The organism is Pseudomonas sp. 02C 26, from assembly GCF_002843585.1.
Lineage (GTDB): Bacteria > Pseudomonadota > Gammaproteobacteria > Pseudomonadales > Pseudomonadaceae > Aquipseudomonas > Aquipseudomonas shirazensis.
Genome location: NZ_CP025262.1, coordinates 1,790,685 through 1,808,744, shown reverse-complemented (window position 1 = coordinate 1,808,744; position 18,060 = coordinate 1,790,685). Strand labels below are relative to the sequence as shown.

At 61.9% G+C, this 18,060-nt stretch carries 14 protein-coding genes; all 14 read right to left on the bottom strand.

Annotated elements, in window-relative coordinates; translation table 11 throughout:
- Window positions 1-306: 306 nt before the first annotated feature.
- The 14 genes from CXQ80_RS08225 to CXQ80_RS08165 all read right to left on the bottom strand — a co-directional run bounded on the left by CXQ80_RS08225 (window position 307) and on the right by CXQ80_RS08165 (window position 18,000).
- Window positions 307-501, bottom strand: a complete 195-nt coding sequence (locus CXQ80_RS08225; RefSeq protein WP_101318306.1) for a hypothetical protein — start codon at window positions 499-501, stop codon at window positions 307-309.
- Between the two features lie 117 nt (window positions 502-618).
- Window positions 619-1,845 (bottom strand): methyl-accepting chemotaxis protein, encoded by a 1,227-nt coding sequence (locus tag CXQ80_RS08220; protein ID WP_371918922.1) that lies wholly within the window; start codon window positions 1,843-1,845, stop codon window positions 619-621.
- A 240-nt stretch (window positions 1,846-2,085) separates the two neighbouring features.
- Window positions 2,086-2,226, bottom strand: coding sequence for a hypothetical protein (locus CXQ80_RS25280; protein ID WP_371918897.1), 141 nt, complete (start codon window positions 2,224-2,226; stop codon window positions 2,086-2,088).
- Between the two features lie 194 nt (window positions 2,227-2,420).
- A complete protein-coding gene (locus tag CXQ80_RS08215; RefSeq protein WP_101318304.1) occupies window positions 2,421-2,825 on the bottom strand; it encodes a TraR/DksA family transcriptional regulator in 405 nt (134 codons plus the stop codon).
- Window positions 2,826-3,032: 207 nt separating this feature from the next.
- Window positions 3,033-4,700, bottom strand: coding sequence for a NahK/ErcS family hybrid sensor histidine kinase/response regulator (locus CXQ80_RS08210; RefSeq protein WP_101318302.1), 1,668 nt, complete (start codon window positions 4,698-4,700; stop codon window positions 3,033-3,035).
- Window positions 4,684-5,847 (bottom strand): alcohol dehydrogenase-like regulatory protein ErcA, encoded by a 1,164-nt coding sequence (gene ercA, locus CXQ80_RS08205; RefSeq protein ID WP_101318300.1) that lies wholly within the window; start codon window positions 5,845-5,847, stop codon window positions 4,684-4,686. The genes CXQ80_RS08210 and ercA overlap by 17 nt, the downstream gene beginning before the upstream one ends.
- A 128-nt stretch (window positions 5,848-5,975) precedes the next feature.
- On the bottom strand, window positions 5,976-6,047 hold the full coding sequence (pqqA, locus tag CXQ80_RS08200) for a pyrroloquinoline quinone precursor peptide PqqA (protein WP_009394664.1): 72 nt from the start codon (window positions 6,045-6,047) through the stop codon (window positions 5,976-5,978).
- A gap of 102 nt (window positions 6,048-6,149) precedes the next feature.
- The gene (locus tag CXQ80_RS08195; protein ID WP_101318298.1) at window positions 6,150-7,670 is read right to left on the bottom strand and encodes an aldehyde dehydrogenase family protein; all 1,521 of its coding nucleotides are present in this window, start codon (window positions 7,668-7,670) and stop codon (window positions 6,150-6,152) included.
- Between the two features lie 189 nt (window positions 7,671-7,859).
- On the bottom strand, window positions 7,860-8,633 hold the full coding sequence (locus CXQ80_RS08190; RefSeq protein ID WP_101318296.1) for an enoyl-CoA hydratase: 774 nt from the start codon (window positions 8,631-8,633) through the stop codon (window positions 7,860-7,862).
- Between the two features lie 13 nt (window positions 8,634-8,646).
- Window positions 8,647-9,774, bottom strand: a complete 1,128-nt coding sequence (locus CXQ80_RS08185; protein ID WP_101318294.1) for an acyl-CoA dehydrogenase — start codon at window positions 9,772-9,774, stop codon at window positions 8,647-8,649.
- A gap of 8 nt (window positions 9,775-9,782) precedes the next feature.
- Entirely contained in the window at window positions 9,783-10,976 is a 1,194-nt protein-coding gene (locus CXQ80_RS08180) for an acetyl-CoA C-acyltransferase (protein WP_101318292.1), read from the bottom strand.
- 12 nt (window positions 10,977-10,988) lie between these two features.
- The gene (locus CXQ80_RS08175; RefSeq protein WP_101318290.1) at window positions 10,989-11,756 is read right to left on the bottom strand and encodes an SDR family NAD(P)-dependent oxidoreductase; all 768 of its coding nucleotides are present in this window, start codon (window positions 11,754-11,756) and stop codon (window positions 10,989-10,991) included.
- Between the two features lie 169 nt (window positions 11,757-11,925).
- Window positions 11,926-16,464 carry an NEL-type E3 ubiquitin ligase domain-containing protein gene (locus CXQ80_RS08170; protein WP_101318288.1) on the bottom strand — a complete coding sequence of 1,513 codons (4,539 nt, stop codon included), beginning with the start codon at window positions 16,462-16,464 and terminating at the stop codon, window positions 11,926-11,928.
- Window positions 16,465-16,977: 513 nt separating this feature from the next.
- Window positions 16,978-18,000, bottom strand: a complete 1,023-nt coding sequence (locus CXQ80_RS08165; protein ID WP_101318286.1) for an AraC family transcriptional regulator — start codon at window positions 17,998-18,000, stop codon at window positions 16,978-16,980.
- Window positions 18,001-18,060 lie beyond the last annotated feature (60 nt).

Below are 18,060 nucleotides of genomic sequence, written 5' to 3'. Positions count from 1 at the left end.
AAATGCTGACTTCAACACTGCCGGTAGACATGCAATAGATAGCGACAGGTCCCAGGCCTGACGGCCCAAGGCAACCCTCTGCGCGTTACACGGGAGAAATATGCACGAAAATACTGAAATCCGTCGAGGCCCAAGCGACATTTATTGCCTGACCAGCGCTGCAGACCGACCCCGATTTCGGGTCGTGGCTGCCGGCATCGCCTTTTTTCACGTAACCGACAGCGCTACCGGCCGGGTAAGAGGTTTTCGGCGCCGGCACAGCGATGCGTGTGAACTGGCGCGCTTTCTGGAGAGCTGAAAAGGCTTTCAGGCTGCCTGTGTTCGGCCGAGCCGGGCCTGCCAGGCAGCTTGACATTCCAGCGCCTCACGGCGACTGGCAAACGCGGTACCACGACGTTCGCCATTCACCAGCACGACCCAGCAGACCCGCAGGCCACGCGCCTGCAATGCTGCCGGCACACCGGAGCCGATCATCACTGCGACATCGATCTGGCTATTCATCATCCCCTCCGGAATTTAATTAGCAACCTAACGATGTAGCCATGATACGCATCAACCGAAACCACAAACAGCGCGGCCCTGGTACATCTGTATTGCATCAGCGGCAATAAACTCCGCTCAGTTCAGATCAGGCTCGGGCTTGTAGCCCAGACGCAGGCCGCCCCAGTGTCTACCGTTGATGAACAGCGGCACCGACAGGTCATGCATGAGTTCACCGGTATCGCGGCTGTAGGTTTGCAACAGCAACCGCTGCTGATGGTTGCCACAGCGGATACCGGTGCGGTCGTCGAACTTGCGCTTGCTGCGGTTGTGCGCGGTGTCATGCAGCGGGTCGCCGGTCAAGGGCAGGTTGAACGCCGCGTTGTGCGTCGGTACATAGCCCTCGCCAGTGCAGGCAATCGCGTAGACCAGCCCCTCATGCTGGGCCAGCAGCGGCTCCTGCAATTGCGGCAGCACCGCATCGGTGTACTGGTCAAAGCGGGTGGTGAAGCGCGGCGGCTGCATGCTCGGGATAGGTTGGTAGCGCCGATCGAACAGCGCCTCTTCGCTAATCAGACCTTGCTCGATATCCTGCTCAAAGCGGGCAGCGATACTCCGCGCGCCCTGCTCGGCAAGCGCAAAAATGCGCTGGTGATAGTCATCCAGGCCAACTTCGGCCAGCCGCTCGCTAAGCGCCTCCGCTTGTCGTTCCATATGCACCGCTGCCTGGGCAAGACTGCGCGTTTGCCCATCGCTGAGTTCCAGATCAGTGCGCACCTGCCCAACCGCCTGGAACAGGTTATCCAGTTGTTGCTGGTTGATCTGGGTGCCCTCGGCGATCTCGTCAACCTGCATCTCCACAGAGGCCGCCAGCTTGGCGATCAAGGTCAATTGCTCGCCTGTTTGCTCGACCTGAACCAGGTCAGCACTCAAATCCCCGGCCAGACTACGAATCTGCTCGACCACCTCAGCGGTGCGGGCCTGAATGTCGGCGACCATCGCGCCCACTTCGCCGGTAGCGGCTGCGGTTCGCCCGGCCAGGCCGCGCACTTCATCGGCAACCACTGCAAAACCACGCCCGTGCTCGCCTGCCCTGGCCGCCTCGATCGCCGCGTTGAGCGCGAGCAGGTTGGTCTGGCTGGCGATGGCCTGGATCACCAAGGTGACCCGAGCGATATCTTCGCTGCGCTGGTGCAGGGCTTCGATCAACTCGCGGCTGGCCGTTGCCCGGGCGCTTAACTGGTGCATGCGCTGGATCGACTCGGCCAGTACCTGCTGCCCTGCCGCGCTGCTGGAATGTGCTGAACGGGCCGCCTGCAACGCCTGCTGGCTGAGCTGAGAGGTGGCTTTCTCGGTGCCGATCATGATCTGTGCACTGTCAACGATCTGATCGGCGGCGCCCAGCTGTGACTGCAACCGAGTGGCCAACTGTTGTACCGAAAAAGCCATGGAGGCGGCAGACAAGGCGTTACTGCTGGTGCTGCGCGCCAGGGTTTGGGTCAGCTCATTGTGCGCGGGTGAAGACGGCGCGACGTTTCCTCGCTGGGCTGCCTTGCGGCGCCAGCCCGGTAACCAGAGCACTAACAATGCCAGCGGCAGGGCCAATTAGAATGCCAATTGAGCAAACGCCATGGCGGCCAGCACGGCAGCCAGCGCTGCCCCCTGCAACACGGCAATTCCTGGCAGTACCGGGCGTTTTGCGGGTTGCGGCATGTCACAGGTGGGCACAGATCCGTCACGCATCATGTTGAGGGTCCATCCTCTAGGGCATTATTGCCCTATTAAACGCCACTATAACGCCACTATCTATACTTCCTTCGGTTTAACGAGCACAGACTTGATGCAGAGCAACCATCAAGGCGCCCCGCAATCAAGGTAGCGCAGAACAAATGCAAAAAGCCCCAGGGATCGCTCCGTGGGGCCATGCATGCTGCGATCGATCAGATCTGGCGCTGGTGGCGACCGATCTGTTCGTGGCGCTCTTGCGCTTCGATGCAGTACTTGGTGGTCGGGCTGATCAGCAGACGCTGCAGGCCAATCGCCTCGCCGCTGTCTTCGCACCAGCCAAAATCACCGTCGCCAATACGACCGAGGGCCATCTCCAGCTGCGGCAGCAGGCGCTGATCGCGCTCGATACCGTTGACCAGCCAGTGACGCTCTTCCTCGACCGACGCCACGTCGGCAGGATCCGAAGGGGTATCCAGGCTCTCGATGGTGATGCGGCTCTGTTCGATGCGCTCGTGGGTTTCTACCTTCATCGCTTGCAGCAGCTGGGTGAAGAACTCCAGCTGAGCAGCGTTCATGTAGTCATCGGCCGACATGGCCAGCAACTGTTCCTTGGTCATCGATTTCTCTATGAAAAAATGTGCATTGGGCGATTCGGGTGTCGCTCAGGCCAGTGCCTGCGCAACAGAATTCTTCAAGCGCCAACCGGCACTCTTTTACAGGGGGCGGCAGTCTAAGGCGCCAAGGCGCAACGGGCAACAGGGATTACCGGGCAATTGTCTGAAATGATGTACAAGGTGCACTAGTATCCCCTGCTCCAGCCACAGTCACTGCGCCAGCAATTGGCTGAGCACAGCGCGCAGCTTGCCTGGCTTGACCGGTTTGTTAAGCAGCGGTGCCTTCAGCCGCTGCATGGCCCTCCGGCTCTGCTCGCTGCGATCAGCCGTAATCATCACCGCCGGAATCGTGCAGGCAAAGTGCGCCCTGAGGTCGCGAACAACATGGCAACCCGTCAGGCCATGATCAAGGTGAAAATCCGCCAGCACCAGTTCCGGTGGCCGCCCCTGCAGGACTTGCAGCGATTCATGCAGATCCCCTGCGGTCAACACCTCGCAGCCCCACTGGCCGAGCAGTGCCGCCATGCTCTGGCGGATACTCAGCTCGTTGTCCAGCACCAGCAGGCGCCGTCCAGGCAAAGGGTCGCCGACACTGGCCTGCGTAATCGGCAGGCTCGCTGGCGCCGGCTCCTGACTGGAGATAGGCACCTCGATGCTGAACACCGAACCGCGGTCCGGCCAAGAACGTACGCCGATCTTGCATTCAAGGATACGTGCGATCCGCTCGACGATTGCCAGCCCCAGCCCGACACCTTTGCGGTCGGCAGCCCGGCCGACATCCAGCTGGTTGAACTCGAGAAAGATTGACTGCAAGCGCTCGGCGGCGATGCCACGGCCGCTGTCCCAGACTTCGATGCTCAGCTTGTCACCACGCCGCCGCCAGCCCAGCAGCACCCGCCCCTGCTCGGTGTAACGGCAGGCATTGCTGAGAAAGTTGCGCAGTATCCGCGTCAGCAGGCGCAAATCGGTGCGTATCACCGGCGGACCACCACGCACCCGCAGCGACAGCCCGGCAGCCTCGGCAACCGGCTGAAACTCCGACTCCAGCGGTAACAGCAGATCATCAAGTCGATAACAGTCGAAATCGGGCTGGATGGTCGCGTGATCCAGGCGGGAGATATCCAGCAGGTCGCTGAGCAAGTCTTCAGCGCCTTCCAGTGCCTGGTGCGCACGCTCGACCAGCAGGCCTTCGGCTGCGGCCAGGTCGCGTTCGCGCAAGGTCGAAATCAACAACCTGGCGGCATTCAACGGCTGCAACAAATCGTGGCTGGCCGCAGCAAGGTACTTGTCCTTGCTCAGGTTGGCAGCCTGCGCCGCGTCGCGCGCCTCGATCAGCTCATTGGTGCGCTCGGCAACCCGCTGTTCAAGCTGGTCATTGAGCTGCTGCAGGCGTGCCTGAGCCTGCTTGCGCTCGGTGATATCCGCCACGAAACCTTCGACCACGCCGGGTTCGTCCGGACGCGACAGCAGGTTCATCAGCACATCGACGCTGCTGCCATCACGGCGGCGCAGGCGGGTCTCATAGGCCAGCAAAGCGCGCTCGCGCTGGAGGGTGGCGACGATCTCGGCCAACTCATCGGTGCCCCGATCGAACAGCAAGCTGGCCAGATCGCTGCGCGAGAACAGCAACGCCTGCGCGTGGTCGTAGCCGAGCATGCGCGCCAGCGCCGGATTGGCTGCGCGCATGCCGTCTTCCAGGCTGGCCTGAAAGATGCCGTGCACGGCGTGCTCGAACAGCCAGGTGTAGCGATTGCGCTCCGCCTCGAGCTCTTCCAGGCGCACCGCCAGCTCAGGGTAGTGGCTCTTGCGCACCGTGTGGTTGGACAACCCCAATAATCCGGCCAGGGCATCGGCGCCAGGCTCAGAGGGCCTCGCCATAGACCACCTCGACATCTCGCAGGCTCGAGCTGCGCGGGTTGGTCAGAATGCACGGATCGCCCATCGCATGGCGCGACAGGAACGGGATATCGCTGCTGCCGACGCCATGCAGGCCAAGGGTTTCGTGAAACCCCACCGCATGCTTCAACGCGATCAGGTGATCGACCAGACGCTTGCGCACCTGTTCATGATTGAGCCCACGACAATCAATCCCCAGCGTCTGCGCAATCACCTTGAAGCGCTCTGGCGCCGCACTGTAATTGAACGCCACCACATGCTCGACCAGCACCGCATTGCATAACCCATGGGGCAGGTCGAGAAACCCGCCAAGGCTGTGCGACATGGCGTGCACGGCGCCAAGAATGGCATTGGAAAACGCCAGCCCCGCCTGCATGCTGCCGAGCATGACCTTTTCGCGCAGGACAATATCGTTGGGGCTGGCGATCATCTGTACCAGATTGCCGTTGATCAGGCGCATCGCCTCCAGCGCATGTGGGTCGGTCAGCGGGCCATGGCCGGTCGACACGAACGCCTCGATGGCATGCACCAGGGCGTCAATGCCGGTGCAGGCGGATAAAAACGGGTCCATGCTCAGGGTTGTTTCCGGATCGATCAGCGACACGTCTGGCACCACGGCCTTGCTGACGATGGAAAACTTCATCCGTTGCTGCTGGTTGGAAATGATCACGAACTGCGACACATCCGCTGAGGTGCCTGCTGTTGTAGGAATCAAAATAAGCGGCGGGCTCGGCACGCGAATGGTGTCGACCCCTTCGAATTCGAGGATATGCCGGCCATGGGCGACGACGATGCCGATGCCCTTGGCGCAGTCCATAGGGCTGCCGCCACCGACGGCGACGATCACGTCGCACTGTTCGCTGCGGTAGCGCTCGGCGCCGGCCATGACTTCTTCAACGCGAGGATTGGGCGAGACATCGGTAAGCAGGCAGTAGTCGATACCCTGCCCCTGAAGACTGGCCTCGACGTCGGCGACCCAGCCGGCAGCCAGCACGCCGGGGTCACTGACCAGCAGTACCTTGCGCGCGCCGAAGGTCCGCGCATAGTTGGCAACGTGATGCCTGCAGCCGGCACCAAAAATGATTTCCGGGGAAACGAACTTGCGCAACTGGCTCGGATTCGCGCTCATGCAACGCCTATTGTTCTTTTTGAAGGTGAAGCTCAGCCTAAAGCATCCTGAAGGGTTTGCAATCGGATCGGCGCGCCCTCGCAGCGGCCTGCTATCGCGGAAAGGGCCGCGTAGCGGCCCCAGAAGATTCAGCGGTTGGCGAAATACATCGTGACTTCAAAACCAATACGCAGATCAGTGAACGCGGGCTTTTTCCACATGGGTTCATCCTCTTCTGGCACCACAGGATTGCGGTGCGTCTATTGATACACCGTTTTCGGTGTAATGCCATTGCTACTTTAGAACCGATTGTTACCGCAGGCTCAGAAGAACCCGAGCGGGTTGATGTCGTAGCTGACCAGCAGGTTCTTGGTCTGCTGATAGTGGTCGAGCATCATCTTGTGCGTTTCGCGGCCCACGCCAGACTTCTTGTAGCCACCGAACGCCGCATGCGCTGGATACAGGTGGTAGCAGTTGGTCCAGACTCGCCCAGCCTTGATCCCGCGGCCCATGCGATAGGCGCGGTTGATATCACGCGTCCAGACCCCGGCGCCCAGGCCGAACTCGGTATCGTTGGCAATTGCCAGCGCCTCGGCCTCATCCTTGAAGGTGGTCACGCTGACCACCGGCCCGAAGATTTCCTCCTGGAACACGCGCATGCCGTTGTGGCCCTTGAGCAGGGTCGGCTGCAGGTAGTAACCGCCAGCCAGATCACCTTCAAGCCGCTCGACCTGACCGCCGGTGAGCAGCTCGGCGCCTTCCTGCTCGGCAACTTCGAGGTAGGTAAGAATCCGGTCAAACTGTTGCTGCGAAGCCTGCGCGCCGACCATGGTCTCGGTGTCGAGCGGGTTGCCACGCTTGATCTTGCGGATCTTCTCCAGCACTACCTGCATGAACTGCGGATAGATCGATTCCTGCACCAGCGCCCGCGATGGGCAGGTGCACACTTCGCCCTGGTTGAAGAACGCCAGCACCAGCCCTTCGGCGGCTTTTTCGATAAAGGCCGGTTCGGCCTGGAGAATATCTTCGAAGAAGATGTTCGGCGACTTGCCACCCAGTTCCACAGTGGACGGAATGATGTTCTCGGCAGCGCACTTCATGATGTGCGAGCCCACCGGGGTGGAACCGGTAAAGGCGATCTTGGCGATGCGTTTGCTGGTGGCCAGCGCCTCGCCCGCTTCGCGGCCATAGCCGTGGACGATATTGAGCACACCGGCGGGCAGCAGATCGCCTACCAGCTCTGCAAGCAAAGTGATCGATTGAGGCGTCTGCTCGGCAGGCTTGAGGATTACGCAGTTACCGGCAGCCAGCGCCGGGGCGAGTTTCCAGGCGGCCATCAGCAGCGGGAAGTTCCACGGAATGATCTGCCCGACCACCCCCAACGGCTCATGCAGGTGGTAGGCCACGGTGTTCTGGTTGATCTCGGCCGCGCCCCCTTCCTGAGCTCGGATGCACCCGGCGAAGTAGCGGAAATGGTCGGCGGCCAACGGCACATCGGCGTTGAGCGTTTCGCGGATTGGCTTGCCGTTGTCCCAGCTCTCGGTGATCGCCAGCTGTTCGAGGTGCGCTTCGATGCGGTCGGCGATCTTCAGCAGAATCAACGCACGGTCCTGTACCGACGTATGCCCCCAGGACTCGGCTACTGCGTGCGCTGCATCCAGTGCAGCGTCGATGTCCTCGGCGCCTGAGCGCGGGAATTCGGCAATCGGCTGGCCATTGACTGGCGAGGTGTTGGTGAAGTACTCGCCCTTGATCGGCGGCACGAACTGACCGTTGATGTAGTTGCCGTAGCGCAGCTTGAACTGCACCAGGGCTCCGGCGGTGCCGGGAGCGGCGTAAATCATGAAAGCCTCGACTGTCCATGGCCCGTCGGCGCGACAGGCAATGAGCCGATACTAGGCAGGGCGAAGGCCTGCTTGAATGATGCGAAGGGCCAAACGCTGTGCTTCCTTGGTCGCAGGTCGGCGGCGGATCCTTGGTACTGAGTGGGAGCGGTTGCAGGCATGCGCCCTGCCTGCGACCGCGCGCCGTTTTCAGGCGTCCTTGAACTGCGCCTCGCGCTTGCCGATAAACGCCGCCATGCCTTCTTTCTGGTCGTGAGTCGCAAAGGCTGCATGGAATACCCGACGCTCGAAGCGCACACCTTCGCTGAGGGTGACTTCAAAGGCACGGTTGACGCTCTCCTTGACCATCATGCTGATCGGGATCGACTTGGCGGCGATGCTTGCCGCCACCTTCAAGGCTTCTTCAAGCAACTCGGCCTGAGGGATGACGCGTGCCACCAGCCCTGCGCGTTCGGCTTCCTCGGCGCCCATCAAGCGACCGCTCAGACACAGTTCCATGGCTTTAGCCTTGCCCACGGCGCGGGTCAGGCGTTGGGTGCCACCCATGCCCGGCAACACGCCGAGGTTGACTTCTGGCTGACCGAACTTGGCGTTGTCGGCGGCGAGAATGAAGTCGCACATCATCGCCAGCTCACAGCCACCGCCCAGGGCAAAACCAGACACCGCGGCGATGATCGGCTTGCGCCGGTTGGCGATCCGATCGGACTCGCTGAACAGATCGTCAAGGTAGATCTGCGGGTAGCTGAGTTCGGCCATTTCCTTGATGTCGGCACCGGCAGCAAAGGCCTTGGCTGAACCGGTGAGGACTACGCAGCCGATCTGTGGGTCTTGCTCCAACTGGTCCAGCGCCTGGTTGATCTCGGCGATGATCTGCGCGTTAAGGGCGTTCAGTGCCTGCGGCCGGTTAAGGGTGATCAGGCCGACCTTGCCGTGGATATCCAGCAGTATGGTTTCGAATGCCATGCAGGTTGCTCCTTCAAAGGTTGCGCGCAATGACCATGCGCTGAATGTCGCTGGTGCCTTCGTAAATCTGGCAGACACGCACGTCGCGGTAGATCCGCTCCAGCGGGAAGTCGCTCAGATAGCCATAACCGCCGAGCGTCTGCAAGGCATCCGAGCAGACCTTTTCGGCCATTTCCGAGGCGAACAGCTTGGCCATCGACGCCTCCTGCAACGCCGGCCGGCCGGCGTCGCGCAACGCTGCGGCGTGCAGCACCATCTGCCGGGCGACGGCGACGCGGGTGGCCATGTCGGCCAGGCGAAACGCCACGGCCTGGTGCTCGATCAGTGGCTTGCCGAAGCTTTGCCGCTCGCGGGCGTAGTCACGCGCTACCTCGAAAGCCGCGCGAGCCATGCCGACCGCTTGCGAGGCAATACCGATGCGCCCACCTTCGAGGTTGGCCAGGGCAATCTTGTAGCCTTGACCCTCCTCGCCCAGACGATTGGCCAGCGGTATGCGCACATCGTCGAAGACGATCTGGCAAGTGTCGGAGGCATGCTGACCGAGCTTTTCCTCGACCCGAGTGACCTGGTATCCAGGCGCATCGGTAGGCACGATGAACGCACTGATACCACGCTTGCCGGCAGCCGGGTCGGTGACAGCAAATACGATCACCACCCCGGCATTCTGGCCGGAGGTAATGAACTGCTTGCTGCCGTTGAGTACATAGTGGTCGCCATCCAGCCGTGCTCTGGTTTTCAGGCTACTGGCGTCAGAGCCGGCCTGCGGTTCGGTCAGGGCAAAAGCGCCCAGCATGGCGCCGCTGGCCAGCGGTTGCAAAAACTGCTGCTTCTGTTGCTCGCTGCCGAACTTCAGGATTGGCACGCAGCCCACCGAGTTGTGCACGCTCATGATCGTCGAGCAGGCGCCATCGCCGGCGGCGATTTCTTCCAGCGCCATGGCGTAGGCGACGTAGCCGGTATCGCTGCCGCCCCATTGCTCGGGCACCAGCATGCCGAACAGACCAAGCTCGGCCATCTCGGCAATCGCCTCACGGGGGAAGCGGTGCTCCTTGTCCCACTGTTCGGCAAACGGTTTGAGCCGTTCCTGGGCGAAATCTCGTACCGCATCGGCAATTTGTTGTTGCTCGTCAGTTACCAGCATGATTCACCTCAGTACAGACATTCAACGGCCATCGCAGTCGCTTCGCCACCGCCAATGCAGATCGCCGCAACACCACGGCGCAGGTTGTTCTGGCGCAGAGACGATAGCAGGGTCACCAGAATCCGCGCGCCAGAGGCACCGATCGGGTGGCCGAGCGCGCAGGCGCCGCCGTGGACATTGACCTTGTCATGGGGCAGATCGAGTTGCTGCATGGCTGCCAGAGTGACCACGGCGAAGGCCTCGTTGATCTCGAACAGATCCACTTCGGCCAAGCTCCAGCCGGTGCGCTTGAGCAACTTGTCGATGGCACCGATGGGGGCAGTGGGGAACAGTGCCGGTGCATCGGCGAACGCTGCATGGCCGTGGATTACCGCCAGCGGGGTGAGGCCGCGTTGCTCTGCCTGCGAGCGACGCATCAGCACCAGTGCCGCCGCGCCATCGGAGATCGAGCTTGAGTTGGCTGCGGTCACGCTGCCGCCCTCGCGAAATGCCGGGCGCAACTGCGGGATCTTGTCCAGACGCGCCTTGGGCGGCTGTTCGTCGTCGCTGATCAGCCGCGTCTGTTTGCCTTCGGTCACTTCAACGGCAACGATTTCAGCAGCGAAACGGCCCTCTTTGATCGCTGTTTGCGCGCGGGTCAGCGAGGTGATGGCGAAGGCATCCTGGGCCTCGCGGCTAAAGCCACCGGCCTGGGCACAGTCTTCGGCGAAGGTGCCCATCAGGCGGCCTTTGTCGTAGGCATCTTCGAGGCCGTCGAGGAACATGTGGTCGAGCATCCGACCATGGCCCATGCGGTAGCCACTGCGGGCCTTGTCCAGCAGGTACGGCGCATTGCTCATGCTTTCCATGCCGCCAGCCACCACCACATCGGCGCTGCCGGCCAGCAGCAGATCGTGGGCCATGATGGTGGCCTGCATCCCCGAGCCACACATCTTGTTCAGCGTGGTGCAGGTGGTACTTTTATCCAGCCCTGCACCCAAGGCGGCCTGACGCGCCGGGGCCTGACCCAGGCCGGCTGGCAGTACGCAACCAAACAACAACTGGTCGACACTGGCCGGCTCGACACCGGCTCGCTCGACGGCGGCACGAATTGCCGCGGCGCCCAGTTGCGGTGCAGTCAGGCTCTTCAGATCGCCCTGCAAGCCGCCCATGGGCGTGCGCACGGCACTCACAATGACAATTGGATCGTTGGCGAGGGTCATCTGTGCTTCTCCTTAGCGGGCAGCCATGCGCAGGGCGCCGTCGAGGCGGATCACCTCACCGTTGAGCATGCTGTTTTCAATGATGTGCAGGGCCAGCGCGGCGTACTCCTGCGGGTGGCCCAAACGCGGTGGGAACGGCACACCGGCGGCCAGCGAGTCGCGCACCTCCTGAGTCATGCCGGCCATCATCGGCGTTTCAAAGATGCCTGGGGCAATGGTCATCACGCGGATACCAAAACGTGCCAGTTCGCGTGCTGCCGGCAGCGTCAGGCTGGCAACCGCCCCCTTGGATGCGGCGTAGGCGGCCTGGCCGATTTGCCCATCATAGGCAGCCACCGACGCGGTATTGATGATCACACCGCGCTCGCCATCTACATCCGCCGCGGTATCGGCAATAGCCGCAGCGGCCAGGCGCAGCATATTGAAGCTGCCGAGCAGATTGACGTTGATGACCTTGGCAAAACTCGCCAGGCCATGCGGCCCTTGCTTGCCGAGGATTTTTTCAGCGCCGACGATACCGGCGCAGTTGATCAGCCCGTGCAGGCTGCCAAAGGCAGCGACTGCCGCAGCGACTGCAGCCTGGGCGGCCTGCTCATCACAGATATCAGCAACCGTGAAGCGGGCATTGTCGCCGAGCTCAGTGGCCTTGGCCGAAACCGCCTCGGCATTGAGGTCGACCAACATAACTCGAGCGCCAGCCTGGACCAGCGACTGCGCGGTGGCAGCGCCGAGCCCGGAGGCTGCACCGGTAACAATGAAATATTTGCCTTGTACATGCATGGGTAGGTTCCTTGCTGGTTCGACCGCAAGAAGCCCGGTATGGACCGGGCAGGCAATGCGCATCGTCGGACTGCTTGGTTATTGTTGATGTGCGGTCCGACGATGTTCGCGCCGCTATCCCCAGCCGGCAATGGCCAAAAGCGTCAACTCGGTTGACTGGTCTGAACGGTCACTCCTGAGCCGGCGAGGTACTGCTCAGGCGCGTCGCGTCCTGCTCCAGCGCTTCACGGGTCAGTTCAAGGCTCAACGCCTGCAGTGCAGCTTCACGGGCATCAAGCAAATCCTGCCAGCGCTGGGTGTAGTCCTGGCTGGTCAGTTGCTCACGCTCCTGATCCAGTTGCTCACCTTGCGCTGCATATTCGGCGATGAGCGCATCGAATGTGGTTTCATGGCGCTCCCGCAGGTAGGCTTGCCAGAAGTCCCGCTGACTCAGGCTGAGGGCAAGCGCTTCCTGGGTTTGTGCCGCACGCACTACGCTCAAGGCAGCGGCGAGCTGATCCGGACCGACCGCAGCTGTCCTGGCGTACTGCATGCTGCGCGGTTGCAGGGGCAGATCCAGATCGGCAGCCAGTTCAACGCGGTAGTAAAGCAGCACCTCAATCTCGTCCACACCGCGATGCGATCTGATTCGCTCGGCAATGTCGGCACGAGCAAAACGATCCAACCGTTCCAGGCGAAACAATCGCCGATTCAGATCGATCAGGCGGCTGCCACGCTCATGCAACGCCCCATCGCGATTTGCCTGACCAATCAGAATCTGCAATTGCACATCGCTGAAACGCTCGGCTATACCGTCGGCGCAGGTCTGACTGTCCTGCATGTTGGCGAAGATTGTTTCGCGCAGCTGCGCGTCGCCCTCCAACGCAGCCACTACCGTCCAGACCTGTTCTGCGAGGTACTGATGATGGTTTGCGAAGTCGGACGTCGATCGCAGTTGTTCCAGCAGCTCGAACAAACGTGAGCTGTCTGGCATGGCGGCCAGGGTGTTCCACTGGGCCAGGCGCGCCGCGCGATCCTCTGCTGCCACGCTCGAGATCCAGGCGGCGCTGCCGCTGCTCTGCGGCTCAGCCAACTCCTGCTCGGGCTCGGCAATCGCATGCAGGCGCTGATAATCCTGAACGCTGTATAAACGCACGACCTCTTCGCTTGGGATGGGGTTGCGGTCAAGCAGAAACGCACGCCGATAGGACAACGGCATCATCATGATATCGTCGGGCAACGCCAGCACTTGATTGTCGCGCAGGTCGACATGTTCAAGGGAACCACACACCCCCAGCCCGAACGGCCACACGCCAAGCCGGCAATGACGCAGCCGCAGTTCGCGCAAATTGGAGATATGATTGAAGTGCAACTGCAGGAAACCGATGGGGTTGTAGCTGAGGTCCAAGTGGGCAAGGCGCGGGAGGCTGCTGATTACGGTCAGGTCGTCGGCTGTCAGACGAATGCGGTTGTGGGCAAGACGCAGCACTTCCAGATCGACCAGATAAGCCAACCCGCGTGGCAGACTCAGCAACTGATTACTGTTGAAACCAAGGCTACGCAGCCGCGGAAACGCCCGCAGAAAATTCACCGGCACTGTGTCGACCTGTAGATCGGTCATTATCAGCTCGGCAACATGACTGAACTCTACAGCCGACGGAAACGCCGGCAGCGTGCGGATAGGGAAGCCGCTCAAATCCAGACGCATGTTCGCTTGAGCATTGTCGCGCACCTCCATGGCGTCACCCCCCAGCCGCCAGGCCCGGCGCAGGCTGTCGCCAAATTGCCCACGCAGACGACTTCTTGACTCGTCAAGTTCGGCGCTTTGCCACTGATTGAGACTGGAATCGAGTGCCGCATAGGCCTCCTCCTGTTGCAGCAGCAGCATCATCGGCGACACGGGTGACTGCAGCAGCATCTGCAGGTACTCGGAGATTTCAGCATCCGTGAATCCTGGATGCAGCGCCCGCACGCGTGCCCGCAGGACCTGAGAGGGGGATTGCAGCAGACCCTGGCCACGGCCGCTCAGCAGGTGGCCGACACGCCCATCTGCCAGGCGTCGCCCCGGGTTGAACCACGGCGCCTGGGCCGGCCAGCCAAGCAGGCCGCGCAAGGCGCTGTTACTGGCGGGCAAGTGTGAAATCGCCGCAGCGCGCAGGCGCTCGGTGGGTTCTGCCTGCGGATCGGGCAAACGCTCAAGCTGTGCGGCCGAGAGCAATGCGCTTATTGCTTCGAAGAAGCCTGCAGGTTCACTGACTTCTTCTTCACGTTCCAGCCCTTGGCTGTCATAAAGACGCACCCGGCCATTGCGCACCACCAGCACCGTCCTAGCTGCCGGTTCGCCTTGTGGGTCAAGGATCGCCAGCAGGCGGCCATTCTCGCTTCCCTCGCGCAGTTCCAGATTGACCGCAACTGGCCAGTCAGGTGTGCGCCGCAGCAGGGCGATGGCCAGCTCCCCACTGTAGCTGACCACCCCATTGGCCAGATACAACCCCTCTACGGCCCGGTTGATCCGCGCCAGAGCGAGCAAGGCACGGGCCCGCGTGGCGATCTGCAACGGCAGCCGGTCCTCACGAATCGCGATTTCCCGTTGCGTCTGGCTGGCGTCTTGCGCAGCAGTGAGTGCATAGGCGCCGGGCAGACCCGGAAAGTCCCGCCGTACCCTATCGAGCAAGCCGTCGTTGGTGGGCAGCTCGACCCTGCTGAGGTGCTCGAACAGGCGTTGACGCAGTGTTGCCTGCTGGCTGAGCAAGGCCTCGCGCATGGCGTCGGCGTCGAGCCCCACCAAGCCGGGCTGGGCCAAACACCAGGCCTGGACCTGCGCATCGCTTGTGACCCTGGTGGCTCCCTCCAGGCTGGCAAAGAAGCGCTGGGTGCGAGCATCCGCATCGAAGCGGCGCAGGGTTTCACGCAGGTTTACCGGCAAGGGTCGATTGGCCACCAGCAAGCCACGCAGCTCATCCTGGTCGACTCTGGCAACCTGCATGATCCGCGCTGCCTGGACGCCATCCACAGGCGGATCCAGCGGCCACAACCGCTCAAGCATGAGGGCGTTGTCGTCCCACTCGAGCGGACGCTCCAGACGCAACCGCCAGCCACGTTCGCCGTTGAACTCGACCACCGGGCCATATGCGCCCTCACGCTGTGGATGACGCAGGCGCCACGGCCCCTCGGGGGTGGCTCGGTGCACCTCGTAGTAATGCCCCTCGTGCCTCATCCAGCGGCGTTCTGCGTTGCCATACAGGCCGTCGGCCTGGAGTCCGCTGTCATCCGGCTGCGTTCGGTACTTGGTCAAATCCGCACACCACAAGCGCATATCTCCGTTGCCAAGACGCACCGGCTCCAGCGCGCCAACATAAGCGCTGCGAGTAAACCCGCGTGCCACCACGGCGGCCCCGCCGGCAATCGCCGCAGTTACCGCCAGGGTTTCGGCCACGCCCAGCATGTGATCCAGTGCTTCATGCTGGTGGCCATGCAGCCAGTCGACCGCCCCCTCATAGACTTCGGACAAGGTTTGCACCACCAACAGTCCCAACAGTAATGCGCCAACTCCCGGAATGAACAATCCTGCCAGGTTGACCAGCCCCAGACCTGCCGCTTGCCAGCTCTGCAGACGCTGCGCGCGCGCCGCGCGGTCTGCTTCTGCAGTGGGTACCAACAGCAGCCGCGCGTCCTCGTGCACGCGCTGCACCTGCAGATCGACCAGTTCGATGAACACATTGCGCTGGGGAGTGATGCGCTCCAACGTCAGGTCAGGCACCGAGTCGTCGAGCCGCTTGGCAAGCGTGGTGAGAAATGCAGGTCGCTCGCTGAGCGAAATCAGCTGACTGAGCCGCTGTCGATCGGCCGGCGCGCGCAACTGACGGACCAGTTCCCTGGCCAGTGCGTGCCAGTCCTCGAAGCGCTGTAGAGCGCGCCCCGGATCACTGGGAAGATAGAGCACGAGGCCCTGATCCTCACCCAAGCTATCGCGCATCTGGATGACCACGGCATCGCTTGTGGTGCAACCAAGAATGCTCAACAACCCGGGGAAACCGCGCAACCCCTGCTGATTGGCATCGTAATGGCCGCGGGCGACCTCCTCCAGGGCGATCTGCTCAGCAGCGCTGACATCGCCCTTCAGCGCAGCGATTTCCGCTGCCAACGCCAACCCAGCGCGCTTGTCCGCCACCAACATGTCGCAGGTCGAAGCACTGAACACCTTGGCTAACTGGCGCTGATACTGAGCGCCCACATCCAACGTGCGACAGGCGGCTGCCAGTAACACTGGATCACCCGAAAGCACTGCTTCACTGCCCACAGCAACCAGGCCGCTGCCCTGCAGCACGCTGTCTTCGGTATGGAAGTTCTGCATCAAACGCAAAAGCCCCGGTTCGCGAACCACATCAGGGACATAGAATGGCCAGAGCGCGCCTGGTACACGGCCGAATTTACGGCGGACCTCCAGCCATTGCAGCTCCTCCAGCTTGGTCCCGGCAGGCAGCCTGTCGGCCAATAAAGCGCTGAACTGGGCTTGCGCGAAAGCGTGCAGCGGAATCAAGTCCAGGGTTGCCGCGCGCAATCGCTGCTGGCTTTGCCGATACCGGTTGAAACGTTCGCGTAACCGATTGATCTGGCCGGCAGAGGCCTGCTTGAGCCATATCGGGAGGATGTCACCAATAAACTCATCGGTGGCATTGGCCATGCGCAGTTCAGCGACGTCAGCTGGGGTGGGCGGTGTCAGGGGCATGGTTGGCGATCCTTGAACAAGAGGGCCTCCAAGGTGGCGCCAACTATGCTGTGTAGGCAGCGGGAAGCGTTATCGGGCTCACGCTTCATGCCTTTTCAATGCGCCCAGGTCACGACCCGTCAACTTCACCCAGCGCTACCAGGATCAACCGCAGCGCCAAAGTGTCGATGGCTGCGCATCCTCTGCCAGGGCTGACGCAGCGCGTGCGTCCAGTACCTCATCCAGATGAGTCTGCTAGGCTTTGCCTACATCGACCTGACGGCAAACCTCGACGATACGTGCGTGGTCTCTGCTCACAACCTGCACGCCTGACCCAGTGGCCTGCACGGCCGGATAGACCAGAGCAGTGCCCTCGTAAGAAGCCCGCCTCAGCCAGTCCGCAAGGATAGTCCCGATGAACTGATCAGTCCCTTGTTCGATTTTTGCAGGGAGGATGACATGCGGCCTGGGACTGGATCCTGAAGTCGGAATCCAGCAACCCTGGGGCGTGGCGCCTCGAAATTGCAGGGGAAATCAGGGACTGGGGTGGCGGCCTAGGATCAGCGTCCGGTAATGTCCCGGATTGCAGCCAAACCATTTGCGAAACGCTTTATAAAAAGAGCTGGAATCGGCAAAGCCCAAGCGTTCGGCGACTTCATCCAGCGCGACGCCCGGATCGGTCAGCCAGGCTGTTGCCAGCTCGCGCCGCGCACTGTCCTTCAAGCCTTGGTATGTCTGTCCTTCTTCCGCCAGACGTCGACGCAAGGTCGAAGCGGACAGATGCAGTTGCCGCGCCAGGCTGTCGGCATCCAGCCAGTCAGCTGGCGGCAGCCGCAACAGGTCACTGCGGATGCGCCGCGCCAGGCTGTCCGGATCGCGATACCTGACCAGAATATTGCCGGGCGCCTCACCAAGGAAACGTTGCAGGTCATCCGCGCTGCGCTTGACCGGCCATTGCAGGCACTCGCTGGAAATCACCATACGTGTGCGCGGTCGGTCGAAGTGCAGGCTCTGCGAGAACATGACGCGGTAGTCGTCGCAGAACGGCGGTTCGCTGCAGCGCAAATCTATGGCCAGGATCGGGATACGGCGCCCGGCCAGCCAGCACGCTACGCCATGCACTATCATCCACAAGGTGAAATAGGTAAAAGCGCGGCGAGGCGCCTGCAGCGGCTCCTGGATCACGATCTCCGCCAACCCGTGCTCGCCAGCCAATGCCGGCCGCAAGTCTTCAAGCATCAGTGCTAGAAAATCCAGAACGGTGTGCAGGCCCGCTCCGACAGTGGGCTGCAACATGCTCGCTCGGCAGACAAAAGCGAGACTGCCACGGCGCAGCCCACGCGCATCCATCGCGAAAAACTCATCATTGCAACGACGTGCCAACAGCCGCCACAGACGTGCATAGGCCTGAGCAGGCACCCGCGCCTCGGCTTGCCCCAATTGCTTGGCATCGATGCCCGCGCGCGCCAGCAACGCATGGTCGGCGATCTTGTCTGTGCTGGTCTGCAGCAACGCTTCGCGCACCAACTGCATGGAAATAGTGTCTTTCTCGCTCATTGTCTGTCCGTAACAGGCTGCTGGCGTCTTAGACCGGCAGTGGAAAAAAAACCGTCGATT

Excerpts from the sequence above, each read along its gene's own strand:
- CXQ80_RS08170 (WP_101318288.1), bottom strand. The coding sequence starts at position 16,464 with ATGCCCCTGACACCGCCCACCCCAGCTGACGTCGCTGAACTGCGCATG.
- CXQ80_RS08225 (WP_101318306.1), bottom strand. The coding sequence starts at position 501 with ATGAATAGCCAGATCGATGTCGCAGTGATGATCGGCTCCGGTGTGCCG.
- CXQ80_RS08175 (WP_101318290.1), bottom strand. The coding sequence starts at position 11,756 with ATGCATGTACAAGGCAAATATTTCATTGTTACCGGTGCAGCCTCCGGG.
- CXQ80_RS08190 (WP_101318296.1), bottom strand. The coding sequence starts at position 8,633 with ATGGCATTCGAAACCATACTGCTGGATATCCACGGCAAGGTCGGCCTG.
- CXQ80_RS08210 (WP_101318302.1), bottom strand. The coding sequence starts at position 4,700 with ATGGCGAGGCCCTCTGAGCCTGGCGCCGATGCCCTGGCCGGATTATTG.
- CXQ80_RS08165 (WP_101318286.1), bottom strand. The coding sequence starts at position 18,000 with ATGAGCGAGAAAGACACTATTTCCATGCAGTTGGTGCGCGAAGCGTTG.
- CXQ80_RS25280 (WP_371918897.1), bottom strand. The coding sequence starts at position 2,226 with ATGATGCGTGACGGATCTGTGCCCACCTGTGACATGCCGCAACCCGCA.
- ercA (WP_101318300.1), bottom strand. The coding sequence starts at position 5,847 with ATGAGCGCGAATCCGAGCCAGTTGCGCAAGTTCGTTTCCCCGGAAATC.
- CXQ80_RS08185 (WP_101318294.1), bottom strand. The coding sequence starts at position 9,774 with ATGCTGGTAACTGACGAGCAACAACAAATTGCCGATGCGGTACGAGAT.
- CXQ80_RS08215 (WP_101318304.1), bottom strand. The coding sequence starts at position 2,825 with ATGACCAAGGAACAGTTGCTGGCCATGTCGGCCGATGACTACATGAAC.
- CXQ80_RS08195 (WP_101318298.1), bottom strand. The coding sequence starts at position 7,670 with ATGATTTACGCCGCTCCCGGCACCGCCGGAGCCCTGGTGCAGTTCAAG.
- CXQ80_RS08220 (WP_371918922.1), bottom strand. The coding sequence starts at position 1,845 with ATGATCGGCACCGAGAAAGCCACCTCTCAGCTCAGCCAGCAGGCGTTG.
- CXQ80_RS08180 (WP_101318292.1), bottom strand. The coding sequence starts at position 10,976 with ATGACCCTCGCCAACGATCCAATTGTCATTGTGAGTGCCGTGCGCACG.